General features: G+C 73.5%; 12 protein-coding genes. 6 read left to right on the top strand and 6 right to left on the bottom strand.

Going from position 1 to position 12,113, the window contains the following annotated elements; translation table 11 throughout:
- Positions 1-10: 10 nt before the first annotated feature.
- A complete protein-coding gene (locus EST54_RS24340; protein ID WP_129249859.1) occupies positions 11-1,789 on the bottom strand; it encodes a substrate-binding domain-containing protein in 1,779 nt (592 codons plus the stop codon).
- A gap of 195 nt (positions 1,790-1,984) precedes the next feature.
- Here EST54_RS24340 and EST54_RS24335 point away from each other — a divergent pair, with 195 nt between their 5' ends.
- Positions 1,985-2,794 (top strand): CPBP family intramembrane glutamic endopeptidase, encoded by an 810-nt coding sequence (locus tag EST54_RS24335; RefSeq protein ID WP_244942605.1) that lies wholly within the window; start codon positions 1,985-1,987, stop codon positions 2,792-2,794.
- 69 nt (positions 2,795-2,863) lie between these two features.
- Here the strand turns inward: EST54_RS24335 and EST54_RS24330 are convergent, their stop codons facing one another.
- Both EST54_RS24330 and EST54_RS24325 read right to left on the bottom strand, forming a co-directional pair.
- Complete coding sequence (locus tag EST54_RS24330) at positions 2,864-3,685, bottom strand: PhzF family phenazine biosynthesis protein (RefSeq protein ID WP_129249857.1); 822 nt, start codon at positions 3,683-3,685, stop codon at positions 2,864-2,866.
- 108 nt (positions 3,686-3,793) lie between these two features.
- Positions 3,794-4,687, bottom strand: coding sequence for a bifunctional helix-turn-helix transcriptional regulator/GNAT family N-acetyltransferase (locus EST54_RS24325; protein WP_129249856.1), 894 nt, complete (start codon positions 4,685-4,687; stop codon positions 3,794-3,796).
- Between the two features lie 186 nt (positions 4,688-4,873).
- Here EST54_RS24325 and EST54_RS24320 point away from each other — a divergent pair, with 186 nt between their 5' ends.
- Entirely contained in the window at positions 4,874-5,500 is a 627-nt protein-coding gene (locus EST54_RS24320; RefSeq protein ID WP_129249855.1) for a PadR family transcriptional regulator, read from the top strand.
- A 65-nt stretch (positions 5,501-5,565) separates the two neighbouring features.
- Here the strand turns inward: EST54_RS24320 and EST54_RS24315 are convergent, their stop codons facing one another.
- A complete protein-coding gene (locus EST54_RS24315) occupies positions 5,566-5,994 on the bottom strand; it encodes a type II toxin-antitoxin system Rv0910 family toxin (RefSeq protein WP_129249854.1) in 429 nt (142 codons plus the stop codon).
- Positions 5,995-6,278: 284 nt separating this feature from the next.
- On the opposite strand from EST54_RS24315, the gene EST54_RS24310 reads away from it, so the two are divergent.
- The 3 genes from EST54_RS24310 to EST54_RS24300 all read left to right on the top strand — a co-directional run bounded on the left by EST54_RS24310 (position 6,279) and on the right by EST54_RS24300 (position 9,204).
- Positions 6,279-6,809, top strand: a complete 531-nt coding sequence (locus EST54_RS24310; RefSeq protein ID WP_129249853.1) for a Clp protease N-terminal domain-containing protein — start codon at positions 6,279-6,281, stop codon at positions 6,807-6,809.
- A gap of 42 nt (positions 6,810-6,851) precedes the next feature.
- Positions 6,852-8,048 (top strand): EamA family transporter, encoded by a 1,197-nt coding sequence (locus EST54_RS24305; protein ID WP_239012453.1) that lies wholly within the window; start codon positions 6,852-6,854, stop codon positions 8,046-8,048.
- 178 nt (positions 8,049-8,226) lie between these two features.
- On the top strand, positions 8,227-9,204 hold the full coding sequence (locus EST54_RS24300) for a DMT family transporter (protein ID WP_129249852.1): 978 nt from the start codon (positions 8,227-8,229) through the stop codon (positions 9,202-9,204).
- A 108-nt stretch (positions 9,205-9,312) separates the two neighbouring features.
- On the opposite strand, the gene EST54_RS24295 is transcribed toward EST54_RS24300, so the two are convergent.
- Both EST54_RS24295 and EST54_RS24290 read right to left on the bottom strand, forming a co-directional pair.
- Positions 9,313-9,975: an FMN-binding negative transcriptional regulator gene (locus EST54_RS24295; protein WP_129249851.1), complete on the bottom strand. Its 663-nt coding sequence runs from the start codon at positions 9,973-9,975 to the stop codon at positions 9,313-9,315.
- 9 nt (positions 9,976-9,984) lie between these two features.
- On the bottom strand, positions 9,985-10,695 hold the full coding sequence (locus tag EST54_RS24290; protein ID WP_129249850.1) for a pyridoxamine 5'-phosphate oxidase family protein: 711 nt from the start codon (positions 10,693-10,695) through the stop codon (positions 9,985-9,987).
- Between the two features lie 65 nt (positions 10,696-10,760).
- Here EST54_RS24290 and EST54_RS24285 point away from each other — a divergent pair, with 65 nt between their 5' ends.
- The gene (locus EST54_RS24285) at positions 10,761-12,092 is read left to right on the top strand and encodes an aminotransferase class I/II-fold pyridoxal phosphate-dependent enzyme (protein WP_129249873.1); all 1,332 of its coding nucleotides are present in this window, start codon (positions 10,761-10,763) and stop codon (positions 12,090-12,092) included.
- The last annotated feature ends 21 nt before the right edge of the window (positions 12,093-12,113 follow it).

Here is a 12,113-nt window from a genome sequence, read left to right as displayed (position 1 = left end):
CGCGGGGTGCTCAGTGGGGCCCCTTCCCGCCCGCCGTGATGATGGCCTTGAGGAGCGCCCGGTGGAGCTGCGACGGGTCGTCGACCCGGTGTGCCGAGCCGCCGGTCGGTGCCACGATGCGCTCCAGTGCGGAGGTGTCGGCGTCCGGGCCGATCGCCAGGGCGATGAGCGGCACCGGCCGCTCGGGGTCGGCCAGTTCCGTCAGCCGGGCGACCAGGTCGTCTAGGCCGATGCTGCCGGCGTCCGCGTTGGCGCTGTCGGTGACGAGGACCAGCGCATTGACCTTCCCGCTCGCATACGTCGTGCGGGCCTTCTCGTACGCGGCGAGCGTGGTGTCGTAGAGGCCGGCGCCGCTGCGGGCCTCCGGGGTCAGGGCGTCGAGCGCGGCGGTGAGCGCGTCCCGGTGGGTGCCGCCGTTCGTGTCCCGGTCGCCGAGGCGGCCGGTGGGCGCCACCTCGGCGTAGTCCCTGGGGCCGTCCAGGAAGGTGGCGAACTTCCACAGCCCGAACTCGTCGTCGGATGTGCAGGTGGCCAGCGCCTGGAGCAGGGAATTCCTGGCGAGTTGCATCCGGGTCCGGCCGCCTTGGCCCGGTACCGGGGTGCCCATCGACGCCGAGGCGTCCACGACCGTGGTGAGCCGGGTGCTCTGCACGGTGATCGTCCACATGCCCATGAGCGCCTGGAGTTCCCTGACCGTCGGCGGATCGGCGGGGCCGGCGGCGGAGGGCTGCGGCGCGCGGCCGCCGGCGGTGCGGATCACCTCGTGGTCCGCACCGCCGTTTCCGTCCCGGAAGCCGTGGGCGCGCAGGATGCGCTGTCCGGCGGCCTCGCTCAGCAGCGTCATGAAGCGGTTGGCGGCGCGGGTCTGCTCGGGTCTCATCTCCTCGTCGTCCACCAGGACGTACGGGTAGTCGAGGCGGGCCGCGCCGTCCTGCGGGTAGAACACGTCGAGCGAGGGCCCGCTGCCCGACGCGGTGTTGTGGGCGTACGCGGCCTGCTCGGACAGCAGGAGCGCCCGGTTGCGGCGCGGATTGTCCCGGGCCGCACCGGAGTCGTCTTTCGGCAGGGTGGCCGTCACGTTGCTGTCGCCGTCCGCGACCCGCTGGTGGAGGAGCTTTGCCGCCGCGGCGGTACGGGTGTCGGCATCGTCGCCTTCCTTGCCGTCGGCGGCGCTGGTGCGGGCCAGCGCGAGCAGCCCGGTGGCGCTGCGGGCCGGGTCGGCCATGCCCAGCCGCAGCGCGCGGGACGAGCTCGCGGCCCGGGTCAGCTCCGTCCAGCGGTAGGTCCTGGCCGGCCAGCCCAGCGACGTGGCGGCCGTGGGGACGGCGCCCAGCACGATCGGGGACGAGGCGATGGTGCCGGCAGTGGTCAGGGGGGTGCCGCGCTCGGCATCGACGCGATCCGCCCACAGGCTTGAATCCGGTATCCAGACCTGGAATTCGGGGTCGGCCGGCCGCTGTCCGAAGGCGTCGGCGAGGTCATGTGCGGCGCGCGCGGTGATCTGGACGTCCAGACATTTGCCGTCGGTGCGTATCGCGCCGTCGCGGGCCGTCCGGGCGACCGCTTCGAGCGCCGGGGCGATATCGGGCGCGGCGGCCACCGCGAGCCGCGTCGAGTTGCCGTCGCAGGGTCCTCCGAACGGGAGCAGACCGCTGCGCAGCGCCACGACCGAGCCCGCCACGACGGCGAGCGCGAGACCGGTGGCGAGGACGAGAGTGCGCCGGCGGGTCGGGGGAGGGGGCCCCGTGATCGCCGGTGCGGAGCCGTCGGGCAAGCTGTGTCGTCCCATTGCGGTAGCGCCTCTCCTGCTCGGGGCTCGATCGGCATTCGAGGGGGAGAGGGGGGAGCGCGCCATGCGGAGGGCGCGCTTCCCCGGCCTGTCGCGCGCGATCTTCGTACCTGCTGTCGAGACCCTAGCGGGGCGGTGGTGGCGAAGAGGCGGTAATGCGGAAGTGGAGGAAGCGTGCAGTCGGATACAAGTCCCGTGGCCGATGCGGATGTTCCGGGCCAAGGCTCCGGTACGGGGACGGACGGGGCGCCGTCCCGGAGCATCCTGCGGAGCGAAACGCTGATCGTGCTGGCGCTTTCGCTGGGTGCCAGTGCGCTGTCGGCGCTGATCAGCTTCCTCGGGTCGGTGACCAAGCCGGGCGGCCTCAAGCACCAGGCGGCGACGCTCAACGCCTCCCATGCGCCCGGCCGGCCGTGGCTGGATCTGGCCTGGCAGCTGTTCGGGATCGCGACGGCGCTGGTGCCCGTGGCGCTGGTGGCGCATCTGTTGCTGCGGGAGCGGGCCGGCGGGCTGCGGGCGGTCGGCTTCGACCGCCGGCGGCCCGGCTTCGACCTGAGCCGCGGGGTGGGGATCGCGGCCGTCATCGGCGGCAGCGGTCTGCTGCTGTACCTGGGCGCGCGGGCGGCCGGAGTCAATCTGACGGTGGTGCCCGAGGCCTTGCCCGAGGTGTGGTGGAAGATTCCGGTGCTGATCGCCTCCGCGGTGCAGAACGCCGTCCTGGAGGAGGTCGTGGTCGTCGGATATCTGCTGCGCAGACTGGGCCAGTTGGGCTGGTCGCCGATGGCGGCGCTCGCGGCCAGCTCGCTGCTGCGCGGTTCGTACCACCTCTACCAGGGCATCGGCGGCTTCTTCGGCAACATGGTGATGGGGGTGCTCTTCGTCCTGCTCTACCGGCGGTGGGGGCGGGTCGGGCCGCTGGTCGCCGCGCACGCCCTGATCGACATCGTGGCGTTCGTGGGCTACGCGGTACTCGCGGGCCGGGTGGAGTGGCTGCCGACGAGGTGAGACGGGTGCGGCGCGGGGCACCGTCAGTGCCTGCCGCGCCGCCCTGAAACCGCGGTTGCGGGCGTCGGATCAGGCGGTGACCAGCAGCTCCCCGTCGATGACCGTGACCGCCGAGCCGGTCAGCAGCGTACGGTCGCCGCGCAGCTCGGTCCGTACGTATCCGGTGCGGGCGGCGCCCTGCAGACCGACCAGTGAGGCACGGCCCAGGCGCGCCGACCAGAACGGGGCGAGCGCGGTGTGCGCGCTGCCGGTGACCGGGTCCTCGTCGATGCCCACCGCGGGGAAGAAACAGCGCGAGACGAAGTCATGGCCGCCGGCGGGGTCGTCGGCGCGCGCGGTGGCGATCACGCCGCGGCCGCCGTGCCCGGCCAGCGCCTTGAGGTCGGGTGACAGTGCGCGGACGGCCTTCTCGTCGGGGAGTTCGACCAGCAGGTCCCCGACATCGGGGCCGGTGTCGTGCGCGGAGCGGATCGCGCAGCCCAGCGCCTCCGCGACGACCGGCGGCACCTCGACGGGGGTGAGCGGGGCGGTCGGGAAGTCCATGGTGATCGCCCCGCCGGGGTCGGCAGTAGTGGTCAGCACCCCGCTGCGGGTGCGGAAGCGGACCGTACCGGTGGCCGTGCCGGTGGTGTGCAGGACATGCGCGGTGGCCAGCGTGGCGTGCCCGCACATGTTCACCTCGGCGGCGGGGGTGAGCCAGCGCAGCGCCCAGTCGGCGTCGCCGCCCTCGGGCAGCGGGTGGGCAAAGGCGGTCTCGGAGAGATTGACCTCGGTGGCGACCTGCTGGAGCCAGGCCGTATCGGGGAAGGCGCCGGAGTCGAGGAGTACGACTCCCGCGGGGTTGCCGGTGAACGGACGCGCGCTGAAGGCGTCGACGATACGAATCCTCATGGCGGCGAGCGTAGAGGTGCCGCGAAGCCGCAGGCCAAGGCCAATTCGAGGGAACTGGACGGGGTGGGGCGGCGGGTCACCCACTCCTGAGCCTGTTCGCGATCACACCTACGCCTGTTTCGCGATCCGCTTCTCGAACCAGTGGTGGGCGTACGGCTCGTCGTTGAAGGCGGCGACCTCGCTGAAGCCGCAGGAGTGGTACAGGGCGATCGCGTCCGTGAGCGCCCGGTTGGTGTCCAGGCGCACGACGTCATGGCCGTGCTGGGCGGCCCGTGCTTCCAGCTCGGCCAGGATCCGGCGGGCGACGCCGAGGCCCCGGACGTGGGGTGCGACCCACATGCGTTTGATCTCGGCCGGGACGCCGGGGGGCAGCTTGAGGCCGGCGCAGCCGACGGGCTCGCCGTGCAGCCGGGCGACCAGGAACAAGCCGTGCGGCGAGCGGAGTTCCCCGGCGTCGGGCAGCAGGCTCCGCGCGGGGTCGAAGCCGGTCTCGAAGCGCTCCTGAAGTTCGCCGGCGTAGCACCGCAGGCAGTGCCGGGCGTCGGGGTGGTCCGGGTCGAGGGCATCCAGCGTGACCGTCGCGGCGGTCAGCAGCCGGTCGACCTCGGCCATGGCGGCCACCAGCCGGGTGCGCTGGGCGGTGTTCAGCGGCTCCAGCAGCGAGCCGGCCAGCTCGTCACTGCGGCCGTTGAGCACGGCGCGCTCCGTGCGGCCCGCGTCGGTGAGCCGGACGGTACGCACCCGCTTGTCCCGCGGTTGCGGTTCCACCGTCACCAGGCCGTCGGCCTCCAAGGAGCGCAGCATCCGGCTGACGTACCCCGAGTCGAGCCCGAGGCGCTCGCGCAGCCGCCGCACGTCCTGACCCTGCTCGCCGATCTCCCAGAGGAGCCGGGCCTCACCGATCGGCCGGTCGCGCCCCAGGTAGTGGTCGTGGAGCACGCCCACGCGTTCGGTGACGGTGCGGTTGAACCGCCGCACCTGGTTGATCTGTGCCGCATCCATTCTCTGACTCTAGTCAGGTAATGGCCCGCGGGGCCAGGGGCGCGGGTCGGGCCTCGACGAGGCGTCGGTCGCGGCGCGAGGGGGCGGCCCGGCCACTGGTTCCACTCAAAGGCTTGCTCGGCGAACAGTCTCGATATATCGTTGAGGCATCGCGACCGATCAATGAACGAAATGGAGGACGTCATCATGCGTTCCCAAGGACATGAACACGGACATGAGCACCGGCATGAACACTGCGGACCCGGCCGGCACGGCGGCCGCGGCGACTTCCCGGGTGGCTGGGAGCGGCGACGCTCCGCTTTCGGCCCGTTCGGGCCGCCTTTCGGGGGCCCGCCCTTCGGCGGCGGCCGGGGGCGCGGCGGACCGCGCGGCCGGGCGCGGCGCGGCGATGTGCGCGCCTCGATCCTGGCGCTGCTCAAGGACCGCCCGATGCACGGCTACGAAATGATCCAGGAGATCGCCGAGCGCAGCGGCGGGGCGTGGAAGCCCAGTCCCGGCTCGGTCTATCCGACGCTGCAGCTCCTGGAGGACGAGGGGCTGATCGCCAGTGCCAGTGAGGGCGGCAAGAAGCTGTTCTCGCTGACCGACACCGGGCGTACCGAGGCCGACAGCGGTTCGGACGCCCCCTGGGAGGACGCCGGCCGCGGCGTCGACTGGGAGGCGATGAACGAGATCCGCAAGGCGGGCGGCGGCCTGGTCGAGGCGTTCCGGCAGGTGTGGGCCACCGGCAGTCCCGAACAGCGGGAGAAGGCCATGGCGGTGGTCAACAAGGCGCGCAAGGAGCTGTATCTGATCCTCGCCGAAGAGGACTGAGTGCGGGGAGGAAGGCCTGGTGGACGGCCTTCGGGGGCGCGCAGGAGAAGGCGGCCCCCGAAGGTTCAGGCCACCAGGGCGGCGAGCCCGCGCAGCGACTCGTGCAGCGCGGCGCCCGCCGAGTCCTTGAGCTTGCCGGCCATCAGGGAGACCGCGGCGCCGGTGAACGTCCCGTCGATCCGCACTGCCGTCGCCGGGCCGTCCGGGGTGAGTGCGTAGCGCATCGTGAGGGTGACGCCCATCGGGCCCTTGCCCTCGATGCCGAGCAGCCGCCCCGGCTCCAGCTCCCGCACGGTCCAGGTGACCTCCGCGGGGAAGCCCATCAGCTTCATGTGCTCCTCGTAGCCCGCGCCCACTTCGAGCGAGGACGGGCCGCCTTTGGGGAAGGCGGTGTGCGTGGCGTTCCACTCGCCGTACGTATCGAAGTCGGTGAGCCGGTCCCAGACCGTGTCGGCCGGCGCTTCGATGCGGGCCTGTGCGGTGACTTCGGCCATGCGCGCACCCCTTCGGTGACGGTCCCTGGCTGTTGCCGCGGAACGTAGCGGCGCGGGGGTGAAGGTTCAATACCGGTGCGATCCCTTTCTGATGGATCGTCAGCTGAACGATCGGGAAGGGGTCGGTATGTCGGGATGTCCCGTCTTCGTGTTCGACCTTCACGATTCCTCCTCGCCTCCTCCGTGAGGATGAGCCGGGGATCGGTGTGCCCAACCAGCGTGGGAGGCGCAAATGCTTCCCGCCGGGGATGCCCCGGCGTGGTGCGGCTGGTGGGGTGGATGCTGTGCAAAACCGTACTGCGTACAGCGCCGGTGACGGCTCCGCTCCGGAGGACCTCGGCGACCTGCTCACCGTAGAGCTCGCGTCGGTCGTCTCCGCTGCCCGCAGGAGGGCCTCCCGCGACGGCGACCGGCAGGTCGACACCGCACATCTGCTGCACGGCCTCCTGGAATCGGACCCCGCCGTGCGCGCGGCCTTCGACGGCGGACCGCAGGTCGCCCGGCTGCTCGGCTATCTCGTCCAGCGCAGCATCGGCTACGGACTCCGGTGGCTCGGCGCCGTCGAGGACTCCGGCGCGGTCCCCGTCGTCGTCGAGGGCGGCGTCCCCGGCTGGTCACCGGCCGCGGCCGCCGCCATGGACGGCGCACTGGACCGGGCGCATGCGCGCTATGCCACCCGCGCGGGCTGTCTGGATCTGCTCGCCGCCCTGGTGGACGATCCCGAATCCCGGGCCGTCGAGGTGCTGCGCCGCGCCGGTGTCGACACCGGCCGGCTGGCCGCCCGTCTGGACGGGGAGACCTCCGGCCAGGAATGACAGGGGCATCAGGGGTGGCGCTGCTGACTTCGGCTGGTCATGATGTCCCGATGCACGTGTCTTCGGGGAGCCCGGCAGGTCCATCGACCGGGCCGGGCCGGTCCACTCCAGCGGCCCGGGGGGGCCGCGCAGCCGTCGTCCGCCCTCGGGGAGAGCCGCCGCAGCGGTGCGACCGGCGGGCGCGGCGCCGGCCTCGGCATCGCCCTGCTGTCCGCCCTGGCCTTCGGGGGGTCGGGCGTCGCCGCCAAACCCCTGATATCCGCCGGCCTGGAACCGTTGCAGGTCACATGGCTGCGGGTGGCCGGCGCCGCGCTGGTCATGCTGCCGATCGCCTGGCGCCACCGCGAACTGCCGCGCCGCCGGCCCGCCCTGCTCGCGGGGTTCGGGCTGCTCGCCGTCGCCGGTGTCCAGGCCTGCTACTTCGCCGCGCTCTCCCGCATCCCCGTCGGCGTCGCCCTGCTCATCGAATATCTGGCGCCTGCGCTGGTGCTGGGCTGGGTCCGGTTCGTGCAGAAGCGGCCGGTGACCCGTGCCGCGGCGGTCGGGGTGATGCTGGCCGTCGGCGGACTGGCGTGTGTGGTCGAGGTCTGGTCGGGGCTGAGCTTCGATGCCGTCGGCCTGGTCCTGGCCCTCGGCGCGGCCTGCTGCCAGGTCGGCTACTTCGTACTCTCCGATCATGGCTCCGACGGCGACGACGCGGCGGACCCGCTCGGTGTGATCGCCTACGGCCTGCTGCTCGGCGCCGTCGTCCTCACCCCGATCGCCCGGCCCTGGGCCATGCACTGGCAACTGCTCGGCGGCGGTGCGGACATGAACGGCACCCGGGTGCCGGCTGTCCTGCTGCTCGCCTGGATCGTGCTGGTCGCGACGGTGGCCGCCTACCTCACCGGGGTGGTGTCGATCCGCCGGCTCTCGCCCCAGGTGGCCGGGGTGGTCGCCTGTCTGGAGGCGGTCATCGCGACCGTCCTGGCCTGGTTCCTGCTCGGCGAGCATCTTTCCGCCCCGCAGCTCGTGGGCGGGCTGGTGGTGCTCACCGGCGCCTTCATCGCGCAGTCGGCCAAGCCGCAGACGACGGAGACGGTGCGGGTGGCCGGGGACGGCGGGGCTGGAGCCGGCGGGCTCGGGGAGGGCGGGGGCGGAGGTGCCCCGGATGGCGCCGTGTCCTCGGCGCTCCCGTACGCCCCGACCTCCGGGCACCGCTCCGGGGACGACTTGTCGGCCGGATCCCGGGCGACGTAGGGTATCGATCATGCATTCGACCGTGCTGCCCCCTCCCGCCGCGTAACGCGGGCGACGGCCTCCGAGAAGCCCTCGGCTCGGGCTGGTTCCCGAGCCGATCGTCGCTGCCCGCACACGGGATCACGCGACCATTCCACGGCGCCTCGCGCCGTCCTGGACTTCCCGGAGCAGCACTTCCATGCATGCCACTGTTTCCTCCGCCCTGCCCGTGGGCCGGGGGCTGTTGTACGTGACTCTCGCCGCGACCGCCTGGGGCACCGCGGGTGCGGCGGCCGCCCTCCTCTACCGGGGCAGCGGACTGGGCCCCGTCGCCCTCACCTTCTGGCGCACCTTCGGCGGCCTCCTCCTTCTGCTCGCCGTCCGGGCGCTGACGCGCCGCCGCTCCGGACCGGCCGCCGCGCCCGCTCCGTACGAGCCACTGCGCCGGCGCCTGACCCGGGTGGTGGTGACCGGGGTCGCCCTCGCCGTCTTCCAGGCCGCCTACTTCGCCGCCGTCGAAGCCACCGGGCTGGCCGTGGGCACCGTCGTCACCATGGGGGCGGGCCCCGTCCTCATCGCCATCGGGGCGCGCCTGACGATGGGGGAACGACTCGGGCCGGGCGGGGTCCTGGCGGTCGCCGGGGCGCTGGCCGGGCTCACGATCCTGGTCCTCGGCGGCGACGGCGGTGCGACCGTCCGTCCCGCCGGGGTCGGCTGGGCCCTGCTGTCGGCGGCCGGCTGCGCCGCGATGACTCTGGCCACCCGGCGGCTGGGCAGGGCCGGGGGCGGCGATCCCTACGCCTCGACGATCGGGGCCTTCGCGGTCGGCGCGCTGTGTCTGCTGCCGCTCGCGGCGGCGGAGGGGCTGTGGCCGCAGGCGCACGACCTGGGCCGAAGTCTCCTGCTGCTGGGCTATATCGCTGCCGTGCCGACGGCGCTGGCCTACGGGCTGTACTTCGCGGGGCTGGCGGCCGTCCGTGCCGCGACAGCGTCCGTGCTCTCGCTGATCGAGCCGGTGTCGGCGGCGGTCCTCGCGGTGGCGTTCCTGGGGGAGCGGCTCACGGTGGCGACGGCGACCGGAACCGGGGTGCTGCTGACGGCCGTTGCCGCCCTGGCGGTGGCGGAGGCACGCGGAGCGGTGGCGGCCGCACGGTCGGCGGCGCCGGCGGCCGGCTGAGGAACGGGGCCCGGCTGAGGTCGGGGCCTGGCTGGGGACGGGGCCCGGCCGGCGGCGTCGGCCGGGCCCCGGGGCGGATCCGTGGCGCCGCCGGCCGCGGGGCGCCGTTCAGGGCACGGGCGACATCGGGGGCCCCTCTGCCGTCGCCAGGCGGCGCTGCTGATGGGCTCGGGCCGCCGCGTCCCCGGGGCCGTCCCGTTCGGCGAGCCGCGCCGAGACGCGGTGCTGGACCGCCTCGCTCCGCTTGCCCCCGTACTTGAACTTGGCGCGGACGTCCCGCACTTCGAGGCGCAGGCCACGGATGCCGGACAGCAGCCGCCCGTACGGCGCCTCGCCCGCGGCCACCGGGGCCGAGCCGCCGGCCGGCTGGAAGTGGTGCGTCTGCCGTTGCAGCAGCGCCGCCTTCGCCGCCGGATCGTCCACGATGTGGGCCGTGCAGATCAGCTGAACCGCGGCGTAGAAGCTGGTGGGGACGCCGTGCTCGGGCGGCTGGTCCTCGTCCGCCTGCCAGGGGCCGGGGATGAAGGCGTAGTCGTCCACCACGCTCAGCACCACCGCGGGCCGGTGGTCCAGCGCGCTCCAGAGAGGGTGAGGGCGGGCCAGATGGGTGACGGCCTCGCGGCGGGCCGGGTCGTAGGCGAAGTGCAGCGGCTGGAGCAGCGGCGGTTCGCCGGGCGGTCCATTGGCGGCCAGTTGACCGAAGTCGTGCGCCGCGAGCCACTGTTGCCACTCGGCGTCGTCCGTGGGGGCGTCCCAGGGGTGGATCAGCACTGCGGCTCCTCAGCGGGCGGTCAGATAGGCCGGCTCGGGAGTGCCGGGCGCGAGGTCGTCGGCGGGTATGGGGGCGCCGTACACCGGTGTCACGGGGAGCACGCCGCTCCAGTACGGCAGGGCGAGATCCTCCGGCTCGTCGTCCGGGCCGCCGGCGCGGATCTTGGCGGAGACCTCGCGCAGGTCGAGGCGGATCACGGCGGTGGCGGCCAGTTCCTTGGCGTTCCCCGGCCGGGAGTCCGCGGCGCGCCCCGGCACCACGTGATCGACGAGCGCGTCCAGCGCGGAGGTCTTCTCCTCCGGGTCCGTGACCTGATGGGCGGTGCCGTGCACCACCACACAGCGGTAGTTGATCGAGTGGTGGAACGCGGACCGGGCCAGTACCAGCCCGTCGACGTGCGTGACCGTGACACACACGTCAAGGCCCGGGTCCGGCGCCGCACCGGCCATCCGCAGTGGGCGGGACCCCGTCGAACCGTGCAGATAGAGGCGGTCGCCGACCCGGCCGTAGAGCGTCGGCAGGACGACCGGGGAACCGTCGCGGACGAAGCCCAGATGGCAGACGTAGCCCTCGTCGAGGATCGCGTGCACCGTCTCCTCGTCGTAGGTGGCGCGTTGGCGGGCGCGGGTGAGGGTCGTGCGCTCGGTCGGTTCGTACGACGCGGCTCGGGACGACGTGGCTTGGGACGACGTGGTCGCGGATGACGCGGCTTGGGACATTGCGGCTCCGGACGCTGCGGCCTGGGACATTGCAAACTCCATTGCACTAGTGCATAATCATGTTTGTGCTAGGAGAGTATCGGATCGAAGGGCGGCGCGCATCGGAGATTGCCGCAAGTGTCGAGCGAGCCGTCGGTGCGGGCGAGCTCCAGCCGGGCGAAGTCCTGCCCCCGCTACGGGAGTTGGCGGTCTTTCTGGAGGTGAATCCCAATACGGTCGCGGCTGCGTACCGCACGCTGCGCGACCGGGGGGTGATCGAAACCGCGGGCCGGCGCGGCAGCCGGGTGCGCCCCCGGCCCGCCAGTACCCCGCGCGAGGCCCTGCGGGTGGAGGCGCCGCCCGGTGTCCGGGACGCCTCCGACGGCAACCCCGATCCCTCCCTGCTGCCCCCGCTCGAACGGGCGCTGGCCGCGGCCGCGGCGCACAGTGCGCGGCGCCCCGCGCTCTACGGCACGCCGGCCGTGGACGAGGAGCTGGCGGCGCTGGCCCGCGCGGCCTTCGCCGCCGACGGCGTGCCGGCGGGGCCGATCGCGGTCACCAGCGGCTCGCTGGACGCCATCGAGCGGGTGCTCGCCGCCCATCTGCGGCCTGGTGACACCGTGGCGGTGGAGGACCCCGGGTGGGGCAGTCTGCTGGATCTCATCCCGGCGCTCGGACTGCGCCCCGCGCCGGTCGGGGTGGACGACGAGGGCCCGCTGCCCGGGCAGTTGACGCGCGCCCTCCAGGACGGCGCCCGCGCGGTCGTCCTCACCGACCGGGCGCAGAACCCCACGGGCGCCGCCGTCAGCCGCGCCCGCGCCACCGAACTCCGTGCCCTCCTGGTCGGGCACCCCGAGGTCCTCCTCATCGAGGACGACCATGGCCATGGCATCGTCGACCTCCCGCTCCATCCGCTCTCCGGCGTCACCGACCACTGGGTTCTGGTCCGGTCGACGGCCAAGGCGTACGGCCCCGACCTCCGCCTGGCGGTGCTCACCGGGGACGCCCTGACCATCGACCGGGTGGCCGGCCGGCAACGCCTCGGCCCGGGCTGGATCAGTCATCTCCTCCAGGACACGGTCGCCCACCTGTGGCGGACGTCCGCGATCGATCCCGCAACGGTGGCCGGAGCGTACGGCCGGCGGCGGGATGCGCTGATAGGCGCGCTGGCCGAGCGCGGAGTCCATGCACGGGGCCGCAGCGGTATGAACGTCTGGGTACCGGTCCCGGACGAGACCGGCGCGGTGGCCCGGCTCCTGCACTCCGGCTGGGCGGTGGCTCCCGGCGCGCGCTTCCGCCTGCACTCCCCGCCCGGCATCCGAATCACCGTCTCCGGCCTCTCCGATGACGACATCGCTCCCGTGGCGGACGCCGTGGCCACGGCAACGGGGCGGGGGGAGGCGCGGCGGTACGAGTGATACGAGTGGGCGGTGGGCGGT

This window comes from Streptomyces sioyaensis, from assembly GCF_004122735.1.
GTDB lineage: Bacteria > Actinomycetota > Actinomycetes > Streptomycetales > Streptomycetaceae > Streptomyces > Streptomyces sioyaensis.
This window is presented reverse-complemented; position numbering and strand designations above follow the sequence as displayed.